Origin of the sequence: Streptomyces sp. NPDC127097, assembly GCF_042724075.1 — a bacterium.
Taxonomy (GTDB): domain Bacteria; phylum Actinomycetota; class Actinomycetes; order Streptomycetales; family Streptomycetaceae; genus Streptomyces.
Genome location: NZ_JBHXFI010000077.1, coordinates 1 through 20,648, shown reverse-complemented (window position 1 = coordinate 20,648; position 20,648 = coordinate 1). Strand labels below are relative to the sequence as shown.

At 69.1% G+C, this 20,648-nt stretch carries 19 protein-coding genes and 1 pseudogene; 15 read left to right on the top strand and 5 right to left on the bottom strand.

Annotation, left to right across the window (positions count from 1 at the left end; translation table 11 throughout):
• Positions 1-7: 7 nt before the first annotated feature.
• The 4 genes from mobF to ACFWJW_RS34590 all read left to right on the top strand — a co-directional run bounded on the left by mobF (position 8) and on the right by ACFWJW_RS34590 (position 5,476).
• The gene (mobF, locus tag ACFWJW_RS34605) at positions 8-1,837 is read left to right on the top strand and encodes a MobF family relaxase (RefSeq protein WP_387248672.1); all 1,830 of its coding nucleotides are present in this window, start codon (positions 8-10) and stop codon (positions 1,835-1,837) included.
• A 104-nt stretch (positions 1,838-1,941) separates the two neighbouring features.
• Positions 1,942-2,526 (top strand): hypothetical protein, encoded by a 585-nt coding sequence (locus tag ACFWJW_RS34600; protein WP_387248670.1) that lies wholly within the window; start codon positions 1,942-1,944, stop codon positions 2,524-2,526.
• Between the two features lie 43 nt (positions 2,527-2,569).
• Positions 2,570-3,301 (top strand): hypothetical protein, encoded by a 732-nt coding sequence (locus ACFWJW_RS34595; protein WP_387248668.1) that lies wholly within the window; start codon positions 2,570-2,572, stop codon positions 3,299-3,301.
• 777 nt (positions 3,302-4,078) lie between these two features.
• On the top strand, positions 4,079-5,476 hold the full coding sequence (locus ACFWJW_RS34590) for a replication-relaxation family protein (RefSeq protein ID WP_387248666.1): 1,398 nt from the start codon (positions 4,079-4,081) through the stop codon (positions 5,474-5,476).
• A gap of 185 nt (positions 5,477-5,661) precedes the next feature.
• Here the strand turns inward: ACFWJW_RS34590 and ACFWJW_RS34585 are convergent, their stop codons facing one another.
• On the bottom strand, positions 5,662-5,886 hold the full coding sequence (locus tag ACFWJW_RS34585) for a hypothetical protein (protein WP_387248664.1): 225 nt from the start codon (positions 5,884-5,886) through the stop codon (positions 5,662-5,664).
• 137 nt (positions 5,887-6,023) lie between these two features.
• On the opposite strand from ACFWJW_RS34585, the gene ACFWJW_RS34580 reads away from it, so the two are divergent.
• Together ACFWJW_RS34580 and ACFWJW_RS34575 are read left to right on the top strand one after the other, a co-directional pair.
• Positions 6,024-6,242: a hypothetical protein gene (locus ACFWJW_RS34580; protein WP_387248662.1), complete on the top strand. Its 219-nt coding sequence runs from the start codon at positions 6,024-6,026 to the stop codon at positions 6,240-6,242.
• A gap of 371 nt (positions 6,243-6,613) precedes the next feature.
• Positions 6,614-7,510, top strand: a complete 897-nt coding sequence (locus tag ACFWJW_RS34575) for a hypothetical protein (protein WP_387248660.1) — start codon at positions 6,614-6,616, stop codon at positions 7,508-7,510.
• Positions 7,511-7,739: 229 nt separating this feature from the next.
• On the opposite strand, the gene ACFWJW_RS34570 is transcribed toward ACFWJW_RS34575, so the two are convergent.
• Positions 7,740-7,979, bottom strand: a complete 240-nt coding sequence (locus ACFWJW_RS34570) for a hypothetical protein (RefSeq protein WP_387248658.1) — start codon at positions 7,977-7,979, stop codon at positions 7,740-7,742.
• Between the two features lie 370 nt (positions 7,980-8,349).
• Between ACFWJW_RS34570 and ACFWJW_RS34565 the strand changes: the two genes are divergently transcribed.
• On the top strand, positions 8,350-9,003 hold the full coding sequence (locus ACFWJW_RS34565; RefSeq protein WP_387248656.1) for a hypothetical protein: 654 nt from the start codon (positions 8,350-8,352) through the stop codon (positions 9,001-9,003).
• Positions 9,004-9,018: 15 nt separating this feature from the next.
• Here the strand turns inward: ACFWJW_RS34565 and ACFWJW_RS34560 are convergent, their stop codons facing one another.
• Together ACFWJW_RS34560 and ACFWJW_RS34555 are read right to left on the bottom strand one after the other, a co-directional pair.
• The gene (locus tag ACFWJW_RS34560) at positions 9,019-10,188 is read right to left on the bottom strand and encodes a hypothetical protein (RefSeq protein WP_387248654.1); all 1,170 of its coding nucleotides are present in this window, start codon (positions 10,186-10,188) and stop codon (positions 9,019-9,021) included.
• 53 nt (positions 10,189-10,241) lie between these two features.
• Positions 10,242-10,478, bottom strand: a pseudogene (locus ACFWJW_RS34555) (hypothetical protein); the annotation flags it as partial.
• Between the two features lie 264 nt (positions 10,479-10,742).
• Between ACFWJW_RS34555 and ACFWJW_RS34550 the strand changes: the two are divergent.
• The 8 genes from ACFWJW_RS34550 (at position 10,743) to ACFWJW_RS34515 (ending at position 17,664) form a co-directional block, all read left to right on the top strand.
• The gene (locus ACFWJW_RS34550) at positions 10,743-12,680 is read left to right on the top strand and encodes a helicase HerA domain-containing protein (RefSeq protein ID WP_387248652.1); all 1,938 of its coding nucleotides are present in this window, start codon (positions 10,743-10,745) and stop codon (positions 12,678-12,680) included.
• Between the two features lie 250 nt (positions 12,681-12,930).
• The gene (locus ACFWJW_RS34545) at positions 12,931-13,353 is read left to right on the top strand and encodes a hypothetical protein (protein ID WP_387248650.1); all 423 of its coding nucleotides are present in this window, start codon (positions 12,931-12,933) and stop codon (positions 13,351-13,353) included.
• 98 nt (positions 13,354-13,451) lie between these two features.
• Complete coding sequence (locus tag ACFWJW_RS34540; protein WP_387248648.1) at positions 13,452-13,958, top strand: GNAT family N-acetyltransferase; 507 nt, start codon at positions 13,452-13,454, stop codon at positions 13,956-13,958.
• A gap of 214 nt (positions 13,959-14,172) precedes the next feature.
• Positions 14,173-14,427 (top strand): hypothetical protein, encoded by a 255-nt coding sequence (locus ACFWJW_RS34535; RefSeq protein WP_387248646.1) that lies wholly within the window; start codon positions 14,173-14,175, stop codon positions 14,425-14,427.
• Entirely contained in the window at positions 14,405-14,923 is a 519-nt protein-coding gene (locus ACFWJW_RS34530) for a DUF6879 family protein (protein ID WP_387248644.1), read from the top strand. The genes ACFWJW_RS34535 and ACFWJW_RS34530 overlap by 23 nt, the downstream gene beginning before the upstream one ends.
• 28 nt (positions 14,924-14,951) lie before the next feature.
• Positions 14,952-15,803, top strand: coding sequence for a helix-turn-helix domain-containing protein (locus ACFWJW_RS34525; RefSeq protein WP_387248642.1), 852 nt, complete (start codon positions 14,952-14,954; stop codon positions 15,801-15,803).
• Between the two features lie 104 nt (positions 15,804-15,907).
• Positions 15,908-16,315 carry a DUF6415 family natural product biosynthesis protein gene (locus tag ACFWJW_RS34520; RefSeq protein ID WP_387248640.1) on the top strand — a complete coding sequence of 136 codons (408 nt, stop codon included), beginning with the start codon at positions 15,908-15,910 and terminating at the stop codon, positions 16,313-16,315.
• Positions 16,316-17,058: 743 nt separating this feature from the next.
• A complete protein-coding gene (locus ACFWJW_RS34515; RefSeq protein WP_387248638.1) occupies positions 17,059-17,664 on the top strand; it encodes a hypothetical protein in 606 nt (201 codons plus the stop codon).
• 137 nt (positions 17,665-17,801) lie between these two features.
• On the opposite strand, the gene ACFWJW_RS34510 is transcribed toward ACFWJW_RS34515, so the two are convergent.
• A complete protein-coding gene (locus ACFWJW_RS34510) occupies positions 17,802-20,192 on the bottom strand; it encodes a Helicase associated domain protein (RefSeq protein ID WP_387248636.1) in 2,391 nt (796 codons plus the stop codon).
• Positions 20,193-20,648: the final 456 nt, after the last annotated feature.

Below are 20,648 nucleotides of genomic sequence, written 5' to 3'. Positions count from 1 at the left end.
TATGGGGATGATCAGCGTCGCGAAGGTTCAGCCGGGGAACGCTTGGCGGTACTACCTGCGGGGCGTGGTCATCGGCGACGGCCGCCGTGCGGCCCGCACACCGATGAAGGACGCCCAGGATGAAGCCGAGCTCCCGCCCGGGGTGTGGATAGGCCGTGGCCTGCCCGCGCTCGGGCTCACTGCCGGGCAGACGGTGACGGAGAGGCAGGCGGAGCTGCTGTTCGGGATGGGCCGGCACCCGGATGCCGACCGCATCGAGCGCGAGCTCCTGGACGACGGCGCTGACCCAGCCACGGCGCGGCTGGCGACCGTCCTCGGGAAGCCGATCGAGGACATCAAGAACCCGCTGCTCGCCCTCGACTTCGTGTTCCGGCCTCAGGCATCCCTGATCGTGCTGTGGGCCCTCGGAGACGACAGGACGCGCCGGATCATCGAGCGGGCGCATGAGCGAGCCGTCGCCGTGACCCTCGGCTGGCTGGAGGATGAGGTCGCGCAGACCCGTTGGGCGTCCGGCCGGAAACGTGCAAAGGCCCCGGCCCTGGTGGTCGCTTCCTTCAGGCACTTCGACAACCGGGACGGCTTCCCGCTACTCCATGACCACTGCCTGCTCCTCAACCGGGCGCAGCGCCCCGACGGAACCTGGAGCGCGCTCGACACCCGCCGCCTCTACCAGCACGTCGTGGCCGCCGGGACGCTCTACACCCTCACGTTGACGACCGAGGTGTGCGAGGAACTGGGGCTGGCGACCCTGCCCCGCGAGGTGACGCCGGGCCTGCGCCCGGTGATGGAGATAGCCGGGGTCGACTCCGAGCTGATCGCCTGGTCCTCCACCCGCCGCCAGCGGATCGAGGACGCGCTGGAAGGCATCACCGACAAGTACGCGGAGAAGCACGGGCGGCTACCCGGCGAGCGCGGCCGAAACGGCCTCGGGTGGTGGGCGGCGCAGAACACCCGCCCGGAGAAGAAGACCCCGCGCCCGCTCCACCAGCTGCGCGCGTGGTGGCGCGCGTCCGCGATCCTGCGCTTCGGGCAGGACCTGGTCGACGGACTCCTTCAACGCTGCCGGGCGGCCGGTGCGGCGATCCGGGCCCGGGTGGGCCCGCTGGTGGACACCGCGCTCGCCGCCGTCGACGTCGCCGCGGTCGTCTACACCGTGCGCCGCACCTTCGCCCGCCGCCATGTCCTGGCCGAAGCACGCCGGCATCTGCTGGAGACGCTGCGCGGCCGCGCTCTCGCGCCCGGCCTGGACGACTACATCGCCGACGCGGCCCTCACTCGCCACTCCCGCCAGCTCACCATTGCCCAGCCCGGCCGCGGGACCCCGGAGCCGGACCAGCTCACCTACACCGCCGACTTCGCCTGGCCCAAGCGCTGGTGGATCGTCGGCACCGACGGCAGACCGCCCCGGGAGTCGAGCAGGTACGAGCGCGCCCAAGTCGCCAGCCTCGCCGTGCAGAACGCGATCCGCGCCACCCGCACCGCACCCGCTCCCGCGCGGGACGGAGCCCCGACCGCGACCGCACCGCACGCCGTCGACCACCCAGACCGGGACGCAGCCCTCGCCCCGGCGCAGCAGGCCGGCGCCGTCCACGCCCACCAGCAGGCTGCGATGCCGGAGCAGTTGGAGGGCCGCACGATCGATCCGGCGACATGGATGCGCTCGCCGGAGAACCTCGCCCGGTTCGCCGCCTACAAGCGCGACGCCGACGCCCGCCGCCGTGCCATCGCCGACCGGCCGCACCCCGAGCAGCCGACCGACACGGCCAGTTCCGCCGACCAACAACAGCACCACACGCCCCGGCCGGACCAGGGCAGGGGAGCGGATCGCGACCACTGAGGGGATGGCAACCGGCCAGCGCGTGGCTGATCTCCGCCTTCGCGCTGTCCCCGTCTCGGGGCGGATCGAGAATCGGGAAGTTGGCACCCGGCACGGGAGGACCCTTGACCGACCTGCACGAACCGCTGGAACCGCTCGACAGCTACCCCGACGAACTGCCCCCGCCCCGGCAGCGCGGCGACGTGAACCTGGTGGGCCTGCTCAGCGTCGCCGACGACCTCGCCCGCAGTCTTTCGGCGCTGAAAATGCGGATGCAGCCATACAACCGGAAGACCTCGCTCGTCAGCCCCGAGAAGGCACGGGAGAACACAGAGATGGAAGTCGACCGGCTCCTGGGGAAAGCCGTCTACCTCCAGCGCCATGCCCACGCCGCCATGCTCGGGCGGTGCGTGCTCGGTGCGGACTCCAAACAGGACTGCTCCACCGAGGGCGCCCACCTCCAGCTCAACATCTGGGACGACACCACCCGCCGGGACATCGTCGAAGACGGCACCACCGGCTGCGTCGCCCACACCGTTGAAGCCGCCCGCCGGGCCATGGCCGATCCCGCCAGCCGCAAGATCCTGCTCGCCTTCGCCCGGGACGACGAAGGCACAGCCGTCTCCCGCGCCCTTGGACTCGAGCCGGCCGACACCGAGCAGTTCCTGCACCGCGGCCTGACCCTGCGCCCCGACCACCGCGTCTCCTGACCCCGCCGCGCCCACTGAGCACGGCCCGCATTGGAGCACCACGTTGACCTTCGAGCCAGTCGACCTGAACCTCACCGACCCGACAAAGGGCTACCTGAACTTCGTCCTCTACACCGAGGCCCGCCTCGGCATCGCCTCGACGTCGCTGAATGCCGAGGTGTCCATCGAGGCGAACCAGACCCAGACCCCTCACATGCAGGAGTGGCTGAGCAGGTTGGTGCGCTGCGAGCCGAACGCGATGCACTGCACGCTCGTGGACCCGATGAAGATCCCTGCCCTGTTCCACCCGTGCGTCGCGGAGGACAAGAACAGCCCGTCGGCCAAATCCGGATCGGGCTGCGTGTGCCGCCGGACCTTCTACGACCCGGAATTCGGACTGCCCGTCGTCGGCAAGCACTTCAAGCACGTAGGCGAGGGAGGCACGGACCAGTGGTCCTACAAGACCTACGCTCCGCTCCAACTGCGCCCTGACGACACCTTCAGCAGCTTCATCACCGGCCGCGGCCTGTTCTGGGCCCGGACTCAGAAGGGCCTCCTGTCGATCCTGCCGCAGCGCAACGCCCTCGGTTACAACATCGGCTACAACGGCGGCGGCCCGCACGCCCTGGCCACCTACCTCACCCAGGTCGCCGACACCGATGGAGAGAACACAGCCGCCGGCGCCCCATACGAGCAGGCACACCCGGCGATCCTCGCCTGGACCCAGAGCAGCGCGACCGACCGCGGCAAGAACGAGCTGACGCTGCGCGACCTCAAGGCGATGCAGCGGAGCTGACCGGCCCCGCACGGCCGACCGCCACCACGCCCAGGCCCGCGGCCAGCAGCCGTGGCGGCCGGCCCGCCGTCGTGCGCACGGTGCGCATCGGGGCCGAGGCCCGTCCTACGGGACGGGCAGCGAAGTCCCCGAGCCAACTGCCGGGAAGCTGCCGACGCGCACGCCCCGGCACCGAGCGGGAGCGGCAAGGGCGCGGTGACCGACTCACCGAGCGCGGAGGCCCGCATGGTTGAACCGATCCCGCCGCACCTCTCGCCGGAGCGACTGAAACGACTCCAGCAGCCCACCGACGCGGTCCGGCTGCGAGCGGCCCTGTACCCGGTCCCGAAGCCGCCGCCGGTCCGGCGCCGATCGCGGCAGTACTCCAACGGCTGGCCGAAGCCGCGGCGGTCCGCGCGCCTGCGCCGACGCCATCAGTGGTGAGTCCGGGACATCACGGCATCCGCTGCGCAACCGCTCCGGCGATGCGCGCAGCCCGGCCCGCGCCGTCCCCGTCCTGCGCGCAGCGCGGGCAAGCCCCGGTGAGACCCTGCCGCCGACGCTTGCGTTCCCACTGCCGAAGCCACTTCCGTGCCCGACACCCGACCGCCTGCATTTCCCCTGGTCACCACGGTTTCAGGGCCCACGCCGGACCGTCACAACCCTCTTCTATTCCCTATGACCTGAGTTGGTTGTCAGTGGTGGGGGAGATCATCGGGTTCGGGGGCCTGGTCCCTCCACGGCCGGGGGCCGGCGCCCGGCCGCCGACCGGACGCGGACGACGGGAGGGCGAGCCTGATGGCAGGCAAGAGGAAGGCGAACGAGGCGGGATCGACCAACGACCTGCGCGCTGACGTGCTGCGCGTGCTCGGAGTGCTGAAGGTCGCCACGGCCGACCAGATCCAGCGGCTGGCCTCACCGCACCTGACCTTTCGGCACACCGAGAAGAAGACGGCCGCCCAGCGGAAGGAAGCCCGTACCGCCTCCCACCGTGGCGCGGCGAACGATCTGCGGCGTCACGGCCTGGCCGTCGACGGCGGCCGAACCCGGGGCGGGGAGGAGGTCCGGCTGCTCACCGCGGCCGGGCTGGCCGCCGCCGCGATCGACCTGGACCGCGAGCCGGAGGAGATGGGCGGCATGCCCAAGAGCGCCGGCCGCTCCGGCGCCTCGCACCCGATGACGGTGAACGAGACGGTCATCGCGCTGATCCGCCCGAAGCCCGACCTCGACCGGCTCACCGAGCAGCCGGCCGAAGCCCAGGCAGCCGCCCGGGCCGCCGTCGACGCCCCGGACGGGATCGGCACCCTCACCTTGTACGCCACCGAGGTCGCGCTCCCGGTGAAGGGCACCTGGAAGAACCCCGCAATCGGCAGCGCCCGCGCCGACATCGTCGTGATCGCCCCGGAGGCCGGGGTGCCGCTGCTGTTCATCGAGGCCGACAACTGCACCGAGGAAGCCGTGCTGATCGGCAGGAAGTTCGACAAGTACGCCCGGTTCTTCCAGCGCAAGGAGAAGGACACCGACGGCGTCGAGAAGCCGATGTGGCGTACCCGCTGGTCCGCACCGGAGTGGGATGGGTACGAGCGTGTGCATCCGCCGGTCCTGCTCGTCTTCCATCAGGTCGGCAAGCGCTCCGCCAAGAACCAGATGCAGAAGGTCGCCGAACTCACCCGCCACCACTGGCAAGGAACGTGGGACCGCGAGAACGGCTACCACTCCTACGACGGCCGCATCCCGATCGTGGCGACCACGTTGGAGTTGCTGCGCGAACACGGCCCGGCTGGACCCGCGTTCTGGCGCTTCGGCCGCGACCACCGCCAGCCGCTGCTGGAGGCGATCGGCAACCCCCGCCGGGACGCAGCCCTCGCGCGCCGTCGCGCTGCCGCCCGCGAGCGGGAACGGCGCCGCGCGGAGCAGGAAGCCGCGGCACGGGAGGCGCGGCGGCCGGTGTGCGCGGACTGCGGGCGCAAGTTCACCGACGACCGGTGGCAGGCCGTCGACTCGCGGGACTGGATCCAGCCGCGCGAGTCGCACCCGCACCTGTGCGAGGACTGCGAGAGCCGGACGGCCGCAGCCGAGCAGCGGGCCGAAGCCGACGAACGCGAGCGCCAGGAGCAGGAGCGCCTCCGCCAGGAGCGGGAAGCCGAACAGGCCACGCAGAAGGCCGGCGGCTGGCTCTCCCGCTTCCGCACCTGACCCGGACGACGACCGGTGGATCGAGTGGCGCGGCGGCCGCGCGCACCAGCGGAGTGCTGCCTGAGCTGCTCCCATCGCCTTGCGGCTGGGTGCGCGGAGCGTGGTCGGCCTGGCGGGTGCACCCCGACCATGAGCCCGACCACGGCAGGTCAGCTCTCGGCTGGCTCGCCGACCATGACCATCAGCTATGGCCTTCCCTCGGTCAGCTGGCTGGCGGTGTTCTCGATCCACAGCAACGTCCACTCGACTCCGGCCTGCCACCCGGGCTCCGCGCTGGCGTACCGGCCTTCGGCGCCGGCGCGGATGTTGGCAGCGAGGGTGCGCAGGTCCTTCTGCAGTCCCTGCCGCCGGGCCGAGTCCATGGCCTGACGCATCTCGTCAGTGATCTCAATGGGGTACTTGTCGCTCACCGGCCCACCTTGGACGACCGCCCCCGCCGATGGCCATACCGCGAGGCCACCAAGCTGGGCCGCCGTACGGCGAAGCTCTGGTCAGCCGTTGATCAGCTATGGCAGGATCTTGCTTTCCATGCGAGGGGAGCATCTCGGTGTCGTTGGCACGCACGGGCTGCCTCCCCCTACGTCTCCAACAGGCCGCCGCCGCGATGCCGCCGGCCACGCCTGCTCAGCCGTTCATCGACGCGCTGACCGAGTTGGTCCAGGCGCAGGCCGACACCGACGGCTTCGTCGTCCTGCACCGTTGGGCGGAGATCCTGGAGCGGCACTTCCCGCCCCAACTGCCCGACCCCGACCACACCACCGAGTAGCCCCGACCACGACGGTTCAAGTCCGACCATGAGCCCGACCACGCTGCTGAGCGGGCGGCGCGGACGCGGCCCACGCTCGCCGGTGTTGCGCGCCGGGCGGGCAGGCGCTGGCCAAGCGGCGGCACGACGTCAGGAGTCTGGCGAGCCGACAGGACGGGCATGCTTCGACGGCGGTGACCCGGCCCTGGTCGAGGTCCGCCTCTGCGCCGTTAGACGAGCTTAGGGCCGGTGGGCCGACTCCTCGACGCCCTCGGACCGTGATGTCAGAGGGCAGGTACGCGGCGCCGTACGGCTCCCTCACCAGGGAGTTCACACCGTTCGTTGAGCGAAAACCTCGGTGACGATGCCCCGGGCGCCCCTATAGTCCGGGAATGATCGAAATACCGACCTTCGCGGCCTGGATGGTGGCAAACCAGGCTCAGGACTTTCCTAACGAGGCAACCGCGTGGGCGGTCTACAACGAACGGGTGTATCAGGGCATGCAGGCGCTCTTCACACATCCAGAGGTTGCCGAGAACCGTCAGGAGGCTGCCGTGGCTGAGATCGCAGCAGTCGCCTTCCTCGAATCCGTCTTCGGCGCAGCCTGGGTGAAGGAAAAGTTCCCCGTCGCCGACCGCCGGGAGGAGCTCGGCCCTTGGGTGCAGCAAGCCCGGCAACGCCAGGAACTGGCCAGGAGGGTATTCGAGTTTCAGAGCGAACCATGGTTCGACGACTTCATCTCCTACACCAAGACGAACGATGTTGCGTCGGCGATCTTCGAAGCAGACGTTCTCCAGACCCTCATGCGTATGCCTGCCGGCATCGCCAGGGTGACCGAGTCGGGAGTCAAGGGCCAGGACTTCGACGTCCTCCTCAACTTGGCGCACATCGGTGACGTTCCCGTCGAGGTGAAGTACAAGCAGGATGACACGCCCTTCTCAGAAGCCACGGTCCGCAATACCGTCAAGGGCGCGGTCAAACAACTGCCGCGGGGCCGAGTCGGTTGGCTGTTCATCCACGTCCCAACGGCCTGGGTACGCCCTGGTCGCTCGGACGAATATCACGAGGCGCTCTACGAGGCGCTGCGGCAGACGTCGCGGGTCGGCGTCGTCTTCACCGCCGTCGATAAGCCCTTCCACGATCAGGAGGCGGGAAAGATTCGGCACCGGAGATCCTGGGACCTTTACAAGGACGACGGCGCATCGCAGGAGCTATGGGAGGCCGCCCTCCTTCTACGGGATCTCCTCGACAAGGGCTGGGACTTCTTCGCTCCGCATGCGCCGTTCTGACGTGCGCGGCTCATTTTCGCGGTCCCGGTACGTCGGCATCCCCACAAGGTACAGCCAGCCCGTCCCGGTCTGCCGCCGCCTCCACAACCGCGCAACCACCTCCTGCTCCGGGTGCCCGAGCACCGGATCGGCGGGCAGCACGACCCGCACCGGCACCGGCTTGGCCGCGTCATCGGAAGCTGTGGTCACGAACCTCACGGTAAGCACCGTCGCTGCCAGCTGACGGATGTCACCGCTCGGGCAGTTTGCGGCGCAGAAGGTCCATCGACTTCTTCACGTCTTCGAGCTGGTTGCCGACCACCCGCATACGCCAGTCCATGCGCTCCATCCGGGCAGCGACCGCCAGCGACGCGAACGTCTGCGCCAGCTGTACCGCGCCCGCATCGCCCTCCATTGCCTTCTTGGCGTTCCTGGCGGCGGCAGCTTCATACCGCTTCGCACGCTCCACCGCATCTTCGTGTTCGGTCATGCAGCCCCTCCCAGGTTGATCTCTCCCACCGTTGTACCGACCGCGCCGCACAAGCGGGCCGCCTGCGGATTTTTGGGCCGGAAAGTTGTCCATGTGACCACGCAGCCTTGTTGGCAAATAGCGGCGCAGGTTGTCGCTGGCCTGACGGATGTGTCGCTGCGTAGTTGGCAAAGAAGCAGCAGGTTAGTTGGCAAGCCGTGGTCACCGAATGTGATCGGCAGACGTCTGACTCGCGGACCGCGTCGATGGTGAGGATCTTCGGCGTCTCCCGGGAGATGTCGATGCCGACCTCGCCGCCCAGGGACGCTGCGGCGGCGAGCAGTTGCCAAAAGCAGTAGTGGACGAGGCGGGCGGTTGCCATCCTGACGGGATGGAGGAAGCAGAAGACCGGTTGAGCCTGCCCCGACCCCGCTGGGCGAATGCCGAGATTGCCGTCTGGGGCGGTGCAAGTGAGGACGATCTCGCCCTCGCTGGCGGCTATCTGAGAGTGGCCGAGACCGCCGCCCGACACTGGATCGCCCACGGCCCGGACGACCGGCTGCCCCTCCCGATCCTCTACAACTACCGACACAGCATCGAACTGTCGCTGAAGTGGCTGATCCGCAAGGCCGCCCAGTGCGCGCTGCGAGAGGGCTACACAGGAGAAGAAGACCTTAGCCCCGACCAGTTGGACAAGCGTCTGCGCACGCACAACATCAGGAGACTGGCGGACTGCCTCAACCGGTACTTGGCCTTGCTGGACCTGCCCAAGTTGGAACAGCGCATCGATCCGGAGTCCTGGAGTCAGCTCAACTGGCTGGACAGCGAGGATGCGACAGGGGAGACCTACCGATACGCCGTGGTCGGCCACGGCGCCGACAGGGCTCCCGCCCGGCCAGTGCAGCAGAACGTCAACTTCTACGAGCAGGTAAACGAGCTGCACAAGCTCGCGCACCTGCTGTGGGGCGGCTACTCGGCTCATCTCGGTGAGTACGAGAACTGGCAGATCGAGTACATGGAGGCCATGGACACGGACGGCTACTGAAGCGCTGTGCCGTCGCTACGGTGTCGGCTTCTTGTGGCGGGTGAGGAGCTCGGTGAAGAAGTCGGAGATGAGCTGCGGGCTGTCGGGCCGGGTGAGTTCCCAGCCGCCGAAGCGGTAGATCTCATAGCCGGCCAGCCGCAGACGGCGGTCCTCGGCGACCATCTCCGAGTACAGCCTGGGCGAGGCGGTGTACGTGGTGCGGCCGTCCGCGTCGGTGGGGTTCTTGGTGCCGTAGTGGTGGGCGCCGTCGACCTCGATCACGATGCGGGAGCGGTCGGGGGCAAGCAGCAGGAAGTCCATGCGTTCGCGGCGCAGAGCACCGCTGTGTCCGCCGCTCTTGCGGGTGTAGGGGTCGTAGTGCAGGTAGACCTGCGGGATGAGGGCGGGCAGGTCGAACCCGTCGGGTTCGGCGTAGCGGGTGCAGTACGTGCGCAGGACCGTCTGCTCCGGCAGGGAATCCAGTGAGCGGTACAGCCGCCGGTACAGGGCATCGGCGGCCTCCGGCTCCTCGGCGTCCGGCATGTGGTGCGCTTGCCACCAGGTGACCATCTGCCGCCAGGTCAGGCCCTGTACCGGCAGCGGATCCTTATACACGAGGCAGTTCTCGGCGTTCCGGACGATCTCCACCTCGTTGCTCACCGCGTCCCGCAGCACGATCTGCGGCTTCGGGCCGACGGCCGCGAAGATGAGGTTCTTGAAGGTGCCACGGGGGCTGATCTTGAACCGCTGCTCGTACTCGGCTTCCTGCAGGTCCTCCAGGGCCTGCCTGGTCGGCCCCAGCAGCTCTTCGATGCACTCGCGGCGCGCCTGCCAGCCGCCGCCCCCGGACATGTCCTTCTTGCGCCAGTAGTCGTAGAAGCCGCTGTGATGGCGGAACGGCAGCTGCGGCGGCTCAAGGCCCAAGCGCTCGAGGACCGCCCGGTGCGCTTTGACGGCGAGAACGACTTCCTCATCGTGCATGCGTTCGTCGTGACGTGTGCCCCTGGCGACGAAGTCCTCGTGCAGCAACAGGGTCAGGGCCACGGCTACGTCCAGGTCCGGGTGGGCTGGCAGGGGACCGAACCGCAGGGATTCCATCAGCTCGACATCCAGCTCCCACAGATGGCACACCCATTCACCTGGCCTGTGGTCAGGCCAGTCCACGTGCTCATCGGGCCTGCCGCGGAAGAAGTCATCTGTCTGCATGCTCGCGCATCCCCCCTGCCCCACAGCGCTGTCGGAAGGAATTGTCGCTGGTGTCACTGACAAGGGGGAGCTGCGCGCAACTGGTGAACAGGGCGGTGACAGTGCGGTGGGCCGCTCACGTCGCCGGCGACCTCGCGGACGGCGTCCCGGACGGTGCAGCCGACGCCAATCAGGGGGGCCGAGGCATGGCCGGTTCAGTCGCCGTAGCCGAGCAGGTGCAGCCGTGGCTCGCCCAGGGCACGTGTGCCGTCGGTGGGGATGCGGCCGCGCGGCCCGCGCAGATCCAGCGGGTGCACCGCACCAGATCACCAGCTCGTACGGCACCCTGCAGCAGTTGATCACAACTGATCGCTTCGCAGAGTAACCAATGAGTGATGTCGGGGTTGTTTGCCAACAAGCGTGCTGATTTGCCAACTGTGCTGCGTCGTCACAGTCCATAGATCGCAGCTCAGGGCCCACCTTTCGCCGCGATCTATCCACAGGCCAACGGATTTACGGTTCGTGTCCGCTTCCGGGTGTCAGGTGCCGGGACGCAGATCGAAAGGGCACGGCCGATGGCGCAGACGAAGTTCGACAAGCAGCTGGAGAAGGAAGCTGACTCCCTCGTGCGCGGGATAGGCAGGGTCTTGGCCGGCCGGGACCTGGACGGCGTCAAGCGCACCGACGCCACGTTCTGGCACGCGGGCACCCGGGTCCTGCCGAAGGTGGAGGGCAAGGTCCGGCGCCGCTCCTACAAGCCCGGGTGGCGCCGGTTGTCCTTCCGCATCGCGCTGGGGGCCGGGGTCGCGGAGAGCGGCTACCTGGCCACCGAGGACCTGGACGCCACCCGGGAAGCCCTCCAGGAGCTGTGGGACAACCGGGAGACGGCGCTCGCCGCGCTGGAGCCTGGCGGGATCGGCGCGGCCTCCGTCCTGACGGTGGGCACCGCGGCCTACATGGTCCTGACCCGCGAGCGCCGCGAGCTGATGCGCGAGTGGGTCGGCCCGCTGCACGACGCGCTCCACCGGCCGCTCGGGCTGGCGGAGCAGACCGACCCGCGCCGCTACCTCCACGTCCCGAAGAACTTCTCCGACGACGACGCGGAGATCCGCATCGACCTGCCCCGCCAACTGGGCTTCTCCCGCGACGTCGTCGCCGACCTCGTCACCCAGAAGCTCGCCCTGGAGGGCGTCACCTTCTCCTGGCACCCCGAGGGCCGCAAGCCGTACGTGCTGGTGAAGAAGACCCGCAAGCCCCCGGCCAAGTCCGTCTTCAAGGACCCTAAGACGCGGGACCTGGTGGCCAAGGCCAAGGAGTCCGCGCCGATCATCGGGTTCGGCGCCGGCGGGCGGACCGTCTCCGTCGACCTGGACGCCGAATCCCCGCACATCCTCGTCAACGCCTCCACCGGCGGCGGCAAGTCCGTGACCCTGCGCTGCATCGCCTGCCAGATGCTCCACCACGGCTCACGCGTCTTCGTCCTGGACACCAAGCGGATCTCCCACCGGTGGGCGCGCGGCCTGCCCGGCGTCACCTACTGCGCCGACATCGCCGACATCCACGACCAGCTCATCGCCCTCGGCATGGAAGGCCGGCGCCGCACCCGGGTCGCCGACGAACTGGGCATCGACGCCGACCCGAAGGCCATCGGCCCGCGTCTGCTGATCCTCCTCGAAGAGGTCAACGCGACGATGAAGCAGCTGGCCCGCTACTGGGAGAAGATCCGCGAGTCCGGCGACCCGAAGGTCTCCCCGGCCGTCGACGCGCTCAACGAGATCCTCTACATGGGCCGCCAGCTGCGCATGCACGTCCTCCTGGTCGCGCAGTCCGCCACCGCCCGCGCCCTCGGGGGCCCGGAGGTCCGCGAGCAGTTCTCCACCCGCATCCTCGCCCGCTACAGCGTCAACGCCTGGCGGATGCTCGCCCCCGAAGTCCACCCGGCGCCGAAGTCCACCAAGCACCCCGGCCGCGCCCAGGTCGTCATCGGCGGCAGCGCCAGCGAGACGCAGGTCCTCTTCTTCACCGAGACCGAAGCCCGCCAGTGGGCCACCTCCGGTGATAAGGCCGCGGCCGCCGACCAGCCCGGTCCGGTGCAGCTGCCGGGGCCGCCCGCCGACTCCCTCGCCGACGCCTGGAGCACCAGCGCCCAAGAGCTCCCGCCCGCACCCGCCACCGAGCCCAGCCGGGACCTGGCCGGCGAAGCCTGGGATCTCACGCCCCAGACCGCGGCTGCCGCCCCGGCCGCCGCCAAAGGGCCCGACACCGCCACGGCGACGTCGCCGGCGGAACCGGCACCCGTCGACGACGACCAGGCGGTGGGACTGCGCCAGGCCGCCGAACACCACCTGCCAGGCATCACCCTGGCCGCGCTGCGCTTCGCCCGTGCCAACGACCCGGCCTTCCCCGGCTCGGTCGACAAGCGCGGCGCCGAACTCCTCTACCGCGTCGGCGACCTCAAGAAGTGGGCACGCAACCGGCCTCGCGCTGCTGCCGGTACCACCGACCTGTTTTGATCCGATTGTGTTGGGCACGTCACGGTCGGCCCGCTGCCGCGGCCCGCTGGCCGACGTGGTCTGCCAGTTGCCGGCGGCAGCGGCGCTGTCGATGCCCCAACCATTCGGCGACCCCGCACCGGCCACTTCCCGTCGGCGCGCTGCCCCTTTCGGGCTGATCTACCGGACATAGCAGACCTGAGCTGCGCCGTCGGCTATACCAGGCAAAGCCCAGGCCGTATTCGTGCCGTTCTTCTCGAAGGAGCCCCAGGTGACCGACAAGGCAGCCATCCCAGCCGCGACCCGCACCGTCCGCGTGATCTCTGTCGCGGCGTTAGGTGTCGCCGTGGCCTACACCGGCATCTGGGGGTACGTCTGCTTTCCGCAGTTGACCGCCCTCGCCGCCACCCACGATGTTGTCGCTCCGCCCGTTGTCGCTCTCATGGCGATGGCAGGTCCCGCTTTGTTCTGGGGGTTTATCGGGCTGCGGCTGGGCACGAGCCGCCTGGGCTGGGCGGCTGGCTTCGCCCTCACCGGCATCTTGATTGCCCTGACGTATGCCTACCTTGCCGACCAGTCCACGGGGCATGGCTTCAACTACTGGCTGTTCCTCACCCTCCTCGTCGCCTGCAGTCTCGTCGCGTTCTGCGTCACCCCGTACGCCCTCGTCCGCGCCACGGTCAGGCGTCCTTGAGCCCGGCCCTGGCCGTTCCCTCGCCTTCGAAGACGCCTCACCACCTGCCTGTCCGCAGACCCTCCCGACCGGCCTACTGCCCAGGAGCTTGCCGCCTCATGGTGACCCTGCGAGACATGATCCCCGATGACGCCCAGGCCCTCCAGCGCATCTACAGCGGCGCCTCGGTCCGCTACACGACCGGCCGGGCACTCACGATCAACGAGGCGCAAGACAAGATCTGTGCGGCCTTGGTGAGGGCGGCACAGAAGCCCCGCGAGCAGTGGACATGGGGCATCGCTGTCGAAGGCGAGCTGATCGGCCGGATCGCCCTGCGCCGAAGAACCCCTGTCATGGCCACCCTCAGCTACATCCTCCGCGAGGACACCTGGGGCAACGGCTACGCCACCGAAGCCGCCAGGCACGTCGTCCAGTTCGCCTTCACCACCGCCGGCCTGGACCGCCTGGAGGCCATGCACCACCCCGCCAACCCGGCCTCCGGCCGTGTCCTGGCCAAAGCCGGGTTCACCCGCACCGGCACATCCGACCGGTGCGCCGAGGACGGAACCGCAGTGCCGTACCAGGTGTACGCCTTGGAGAGCCTCGTACCGCGCGGACAAGGCTGAGAGCGGGAACGAGGAAGCCTCCCGGGCCGACAGACCCCGGAGACTTCCCGGCTCTCAACCGGCGCACCCGACGTCACGCGGCTCTCGGCCAGCTCGTCGACGGCGTCGGCCAGAACTGCATCGCGAACGACGAATTGTTCCCCTTGACCCTCCATGCCTCCTCGCGGGACTGTCAGCGCAACATGGCGCAACTCTCTGGACTCAGGAGGCGGACATGGCACTACTTTTCGTCGGAACGGACCCAGAGTCAGGCGGTGGAAACTGCCCGGCGGTCTGGGTCGACACGGAGGTGGAACAGCCGGAGCTCGTGCTCCAGGGATGGACGGCGGGTGAGGCGATGCGCGCGACGTGCGCCGCTGACAGCCCCCAGGCCGAGAACGAAACGATCATCCGCATCCCGGCCCGGATGGTGCCGCTGATCAGGAAGGCGTGCGATGCCGCAGAGCGTGCCAGCACCCCCAAGCTTTGACGAGCTGCTGGCCTCAGCCCAGCACCAAGCCCTCCACCTCGAACTCCGCGACGCCTACGCCGTCGGTGACGAACGCGGTGTCTACGACGCCTTCCTCACCGACGGCGCCGTGCCTGCCTACGACTCCGCCTTCTGGCGCCCGTGGGTCTCGCTCGTGGAGCGCACCGTCGCCCGCGGGGTCGCCGTACGGCGCGCCCGGATCGTCTCCGAGCCGGTCACCGACTACGTCCGCTTCGAGCACGCCATCACCGCCAGCAACCTCCGCGCGGGCGAGGAAGTGCGCTGGCTGGGCCGCCGCTGCGCCTCGGACCTGTCGCTGCCGGGCAACGACTTCTGGCTGATCGACGACCGCCTGGTGCGCTTCAACATCTTCTCCGGCGACGGCGAGGCCCAGGACCCCGAGCACAGCGACGACCCACAGGTCATCAAGCTCTGCACCGACGCCTTCCAATCGGTGTGGGAGCGGGCCGTCCCGCACGACCAGTACGCGATCTGACAGCACACCGAACAGGCCGCCACCTTTCATGACCACCGTCTCACCGTCATCCGCCGCGCAGGCGGCACGTGCGGCCCTCGCCGGGCGCCTGGTGGCCATCCGCAAGAACGCCGGCCTCAAGGCGTTCGAGGTGGCGGCCCGCTGCGGCTGGCACAAATCCAAAACGTCCCGGATCGAAAACGGCCGCGTCCTGCCCTCCGACGCCGACATCCGCGCCTGGTGCGCGGCCTGCTCCGCCGACCAGCACATCGACGACCTCATCGCCGAAAGCCGCAGCGCGGACGAGATGTACGTCGAGTGGAAACGCCTGCACCGCACCGGCATCCGCTACTTCCAGCAGTCCGTGGTGCCGCTCTACCAGCGCACCCGCCTCTTCCGCGTCTACTGCTCCAACGTCATCCCCGGCCTGTTGCAGACGCACGGCTACGCCGAGGCCCTGCTGTCCACCATCAGCGACTTCCAGGGCACCCCCAACGACGCCCCCGAGGCCGCAGCCGCCCGCCTGGACCGCTCCCGCGTCATCTACGAGGGAAACCACCGCTTCGTCCTCCTCGTCGAGGAAACGGTGCTGCGCCACCGCATCGGCCCGCCCGATGTGATGGCCGGCCAGCTCGGCAAGCTCCTGGAGCTCATGTCGCTGCCCTCGGTCGCGTTCGGCGTCATCCCCTTCACCGCCGAGCGCACCATGTGGCCACTGGAGACCTTCATGGTCTTCGACACCGACCGGGTGCAGGTCGAGACGCTGTCCGCCGAAATCAACATCACCCGGCCCTCGGAGATCGCCGTCTACACCAAGGCGTTCACCGCGCTGCAGAACCTCGCGGTGTTCGGGCCGAAAGCGCGTGCGCGCATCCTCGCCGCGATCGAAGCTCTCGGGTGAATCGGCGCAACTTCCAGCAACTTTCTTGAGGCGCTCATCCCCGCCTGCCTAGCGTCGAACCGCCGGATTCCCGGCACGCGGCCCATGACCTGAGCGAGGCCCTGATGACGGATGCGCCCAGCACGCGCACGGTCCTGTACGACCCCGACGGCACGATCGAAACCCAGATCCCCCTGGACCGCGAACCGCACCTCTCGCTCGTCAAGGCCGTCCTCGCATGGACGGACACTGGCGAACTGCGCGAAAGCGACCTCGCCCAGATCGCCCTGCAACTCACCGGACACGCCAGGCTCGTCGCCGCTGAGGTACGGCGCCGCGCTGTTGAGCTGCCCGAGGACAGCAAGAGGCGCGCCCTCGCCGACGTGGTGCTCGCGGAGGCCGACCGCCGTCTGTCGATGCCGGCGCAGGGCACCGTCGCCTGTTGCCAGAACAGAGCCCGGCTCGTACGCGCCCTGTACGAACGCCTCGCCCGCCTGGAGACTACGGTGGCCGAGCCGGCCGCCGCCGGCTGACCCGGCGGATGTGACAAGAGGCCCCGAACCGGCACGCGGTTCGGGGCTCACCTGCGTATGGCGCAAGTTACGGGGTCGACAGCCAGTCCTGCCCGGGGGCGCCGCGGTAACCACGCCAGCGTGGCAGGCTGTACCGGGTGACCAGGGTCCACGCGGTCCGAGTGGCGTCCTCCACCCACGCGTGCCCCGCAGCAGGGAGGCCGTTCACCCCACGCAGCCACTTGGTGACCTGCTCTTCTGGGATATGCGTGTTGCCCTTTCCGAGGTACTTCAGGACGTACACCGCGAGGTAGTCCACGTCCTGCGCGCGGCCCTGACCGTTAAGGATGGGCCTGAGCCGGGAGGCGAACTTCTTTCCGATGCTGTGGTCGCCCTCGCCCCAGAGGAGGCCACCTCTGGCCCCCGCAGCATGTCGAGCAGATCGATCAGGTGGGCGAGATCGGGGTCGTCGACGAGAGTGATTGGTTCGGTCACAGGCGGCTGCCTCCCGAGAAGCGTGGTTGAACCAGACCGGCGTCGCCGATCATCACGGTGCTGGTTCAGGGACACGCTGCTGATGGGCAGAACTGCCCGATTCGCTGCTTGTGATGGCCGAGATCATCCGCGTCCCGCTGCCAACTGCCATAGGGGTGTGAGGCCCGTCCCGCACAAAACAGAGCGAATCGGCAACAGGAGCGTGCTTGTTGTGCGTCAGGTGCGCAACGAGCCGTACGCCGAAGCCGGTGTACGTCCAGCCTGCGGGGATGGACAAGTTGATCGAGCTGATGAACAGCTCGCTCGTATCCGGGGCGGTCATTGCCGTCCTGGCGTCATGGCTGACCAGCCGTGCCCGCAACCGCCAGGACCAGCAGACCGAGATCGGGGCCCTGCGGGTACAGGCAGATGCGATGACGGTGGCCGTGGTGGAACTGCAGGCCGCAGCCGCCGCCAACCGGCTGTTGTGGGACGGGCCGGCCGAGCGCGCGCGGTCGTTCCTGCTGGCGGTGATGGCCTCCGCCGGCGGCGCCGCCCGGGCCCGGATCGCCGGCGGAACAGACGCGCAGAGCGCCCAGGTGGGCTTCGGGCGCGCGGCTGAGCTACTGAGCCGGGAGCGGGTGGCCAGCAAGCAGAACGCGGCCGCCGTACGGGAACCGCTCACCCGGGCCGCCACCGCCGCCGCCCCGCTCATGCGCTGCTCCGACCCGGCCGTCGTCACCGCCACCGAGCAGCTGCTGAACGCTCTGACTGACGTGGCGAACACCGCTCGCTTGGAAGTGGCCCTGGAGGCGTTCGGTCGGGCCGTCAACGCGGCCACCGCGCCGCAGCTGTCATGGTGGGCACGGCGACGCGCTGTCCGCGCAGGGTCGTAGCCCCTCGGGAGCCGTCGGCGCAGGGAGGGCCCGTAGCCGACGGCGGGCCCTCCACGAGATCAGCGGCGCGCTTCCCACCCGCCGGCGCTCGTCGCGGCGCCGGCCGGTTCACCTGCCAAGGCGGATGCGCGGGCTGCTCAGGCCGCCCACTCCAGCCCGAGGTCGGCGAGCGCGGCGAGCTTGTCCGCGGTGAGTTTGGCGCGGCGGCTCTTGCTGTTCGACAGAAACACCCCGAGTTTGACCTCCGTCCCGTCCTCCAGCCGCTCTACGTGCCCCCTGGAGACCGTCACAGAGCCCGTACGGGCCTTGTACTGCGCCAGGGCCGCAACACCCCGCTCGAACGCGCTCAGGGCCGCCGTGGGCGCCTTCGCGGGCGCTTCCTCCGGCGCGGGCAGCGGCCGGACGCCGAGCTGCTCCAGGCGCTCGCGCTGCCCGTCCATCAGCGCCTGCCAGACGTCGTGCTGACGCTGCTTCGCCAGCCACCGGCCGACGTCCATCCCGTGCACAGTGACGCCCGGCTCGATGTAGACCAGGGCGCTCTGGCTCTCATCGGCGACCATCTTCCGCACGGCCGCGTAGTGCCGCTGCCACTCCGCCGACCAGTCCGGATTCCAGTCCTCGTCGATCTCCCTGAGCGCCGTCTCCCACTCCGGGCGGCCGTCCAGAGCACCGGGACGACGCATGTTGGACAACCACTGCCCCACCGACCGGTCCAACGCCGTTGCCGACCGCGGCGCGCACAGCGTCCAGTGCTCCTCGAAGTACGCCTTGGCGGCCTCCAGGTTCTCCTGGAACCGCTCATCAGCGACGGACCAGAGCATGCCCAGCTTCTCCAGCCGCATCGCGCGCTGGCCGGTCATCTGCCCGGCCCCGTACGCCCGCCGCTGCTCCGCGACCCACTGCCCCAGCGGATAGGCGCCCTCCTTGTGCCCGTACGGAACCCGGGCGTGCGCTTCACGCTCGGTGAATCTCTTGAGTGCTGCCCAGCCGCGCGCCCAGTCCTGCCGCTCCGTGTCGATCACGTTGAACGAAACCCAGTCCGCGACCATCACCGGATCACGCGGCGCCGCAAAACGCAGCAACAAACGAGATTCTTCCTCACCATCCTCGGGCGCCGCACCGATGTACTCGGACGGCTGTGCGACGTCCTTCTGCGGCTCCTGAGGAATCGCAAGCAATTCCACCGCTTCCTCATCGTGAGCGCGCAATCCCTCAAGCACCCGCACCAAAGGCCGATACGATCCCGAGGTGAACATGTCCTCCGGCTTTTCCCCGGGCTGGAGAAATACCGGCACGATCAAAGAGGCGAGCTTCCCTTGTCCCGGCTTCTGACGCAAAGCGCGGCCGATGGCCTGGACGATGTCGTGCGGGGCGCCCTTGGGGTCCAGCAGGGCCACGCAGTCCACGGCCCGGATGTCCACGCCCTCACCCAGGACACGGCAGTTCGAGAGCACGGCCCGCTGCGCCGTGGACCCGAAGCCGCCCAGGACCTCGCGCCGGCGCTCGGGCACATGCTCGCCACACAGCCAGTCCGCCCAGATCTTCGCCGGGTACTTCTCGGCCTGGTCAGCGTGCAGTTTCGCCGCCACGCGCTCCAGGCCCTCCGCATACGCCTGCGCCTCTATCGTCCGGTGGTGGAAGGTGATGCACGTCTGGAGCCCGTGCTGCGCCATCGTGTGCAGGAGCGCGGCCTGGAGCGCCCCGAGCCGCTGTCCGCGGACCTCTTCGGTGTGCCGGTCCTCGCCCATCAGCCGCTCGGGCGTGACGACCGGGTCCTGGAGCTCCAGGACGATGATCTGGTACCGCGCAAGCAGCCCGCGCGACACGGCCGATGCAAGCGAGAGCTTGTAGAGGACGGGCCCGAAGACCTTCTCGTCGTCCATGGAGGCCGCCATCTCGCGTGGCAGCGGGTCCCGTACCCCTTCGGAGACCTCGCGGTTGAGCCGCTCTTCCCAGATCCGCGGCGTGGCCGTCAGGTACAGCCGGCGGTGCGCCGGGATGACGCTCTGGTTGTGGACGTCGGCCCACGCCTTACCCATCGAGCCCGACGTCCTGTGGGCCTCATCGACCACCGTGAGGTCCATCATGGCCAACTGCTGCCCGTAGACGCCCTCAAAAGCCTCCGCCAGGACCCCGAGGCTGGCGTACGTCCCGAAGATGGTGACCGCCCCGGAGCCGTGCCACAGAGCCAGCTGCACGGGGTTCGTGGTGGAGCGCACCTTGAGGTTCCACAGCTCCGGGTCGTCCTGGAGCGAGCACACCGCAACCGCCGGCCCCGTGTGCCCAGCCGCGCGCCACGCCTGCACCGTCTGGGTCAGAAGGTCCAGCGTCGGCACCAGGACGAGAATGCGGCCCTTGGGCACAAGACGCTTGGCCGAAGCCGCCGCAATGATGGTCTTTCCCGTGCCACACGCAGCGTGTACCTGCCCACGCAGGCCATTGAAGGGAATACCACCCGGCGGGATATCGAGACCGCGCACAATGGCGGCAACGGCCTCGATCTGGTGGTCACGCAGTTTCACGGCCATGCTCCGTGTTCTCCTTTTCCGGAATGCGGTGCGTAATCAGAAAGGGAATCCCGGCGTGAGGTGCGCGGCGCTGGGGGTGTGGTGTCTGATCCCAGACTCTACACAGCGGCGACCCCGTGATGCATCATCCACGCACCAACTTCGCTCCCCGGGGTGATACATGACTCGTTCTCGCCTAAGAACGGCCGGTTGTCCTGTATGCTGGCGGGGTTTTGGTGAACATGTCGAGGCAGTTTCGAGGGTGGGGGAGGGGTTCGGGTGGAGCGCAGCGGAGCCCGTCACTGCGATGTGAGCCGGCACTCTTTCAGCTTGACACGCCGTCACCCCCGTTGTGTGGGGTGGTAGCTGTGATTCCCAGTAGCTACACAGGCTCGCGCGCGATGCACCGCCCCCGTAGCCAGCCAACAAGTCCCCGCTTGCGGGGACTTCACAATTCGCGCGCAGCGCGAATTGACG

Excerpts from the sequence above, each read along its gene's own strand:
- mobF (WP_387248672.1), top strand. The coding sequence starts at position 8 with ATGATCAGCGTCGCGAAGGTTCAGCCGGGGAACGCTTGGCGGTACTAC.
- ACFWJW_RS34590 (WP_387248666.1), top strand. The coding sequence starts at position 4,079 with ATGGCAGGCAAGAGGAAGGCGAACGAGGCGGGATCGACCAACGACCTG.
- ACFWJW_RS34575 (WP_387248660.1), top strand. The coding sequence starts at position 6,614 with ATGATCGAAATACCGACCTTCGCGGCCTGGATGGTGGCAAACCAGGCT.
- ACFWJW_RS34570 (WP_387248658.1), bottom strand. The coding sequence starts at position 7,979 with ATGACCGAACACGAAGATGCGGTGGAGCGTGCGAAGCGGTATGAAGCT.
- ACFWJW_RS34565 (WP_387248656.1), top strand. The coding sequence starts at position 8,350 with ATGGAGGAAGCAGAAGACCGGTTGAGCCTGCCCCGACCCCGCTGGGCG.
- ACFWJW_RS34560 (WP_387248654.1), bottom strand. The coding sequence starts at position 10,188 with ATGCAGACAGATGACTTCTTCCGCGGCAGGCCCGATGAGCACGTGGAC.
- ACFWJW_RS34550 (WP_387248652.1), top strand. The coding sequence starts at position 10,743 with ATGGCGCAGACGAAGTTCGACAAGCAGCTGGAGAAGGAAGCTGACTCC.
- ACFWJW_RS34540 (WP_387248648.1), top strand. The coding sequence starts at position 13,452 with ATGGTGACCCTGCGAGACATGATCCCCGATGACGCCCAGGCCCTCCAG.
- ACFWJW_RS34535 (WP_387248646.1), top strand. The coding sequence starts at position 14,173 with ATGGCACTACTTTTCGTCGGAACGGACCCAGAGTCAGGCGGTGGAAAC.
- ACFWJW_RS34525 (WP_387248642.1), top strand. The coding sequence starts at position 14,952 with ATGACCACCGTCTCACCGTCATCCGCCGCGCAGGCGGCACGTGCGGCC.
- ACFWJW_RS34520 (WP_387248640.1), top strand. The coding sequence starts at position 15,908 with ATGACGGATGCGCCCAGCACGCGCACGGTCCTGTACGACCCCGACGGC.
- ACFWJW_RS34515 (WP_387248638.1), top strand. The coding sequence starts at position 17,059 with ATGGACAAGTTGATCGAGCTGATGAACAGCTCGCTCGTATCCGGGGCG.
- ACFWJW_RS34510 (WP_387248636.1), bottom strand. The coding sequence starts at position 20,192 with ATGGCCGTGAAACTGCGTGACCACCAGATCGAGGCCGTTGCCGCCATT.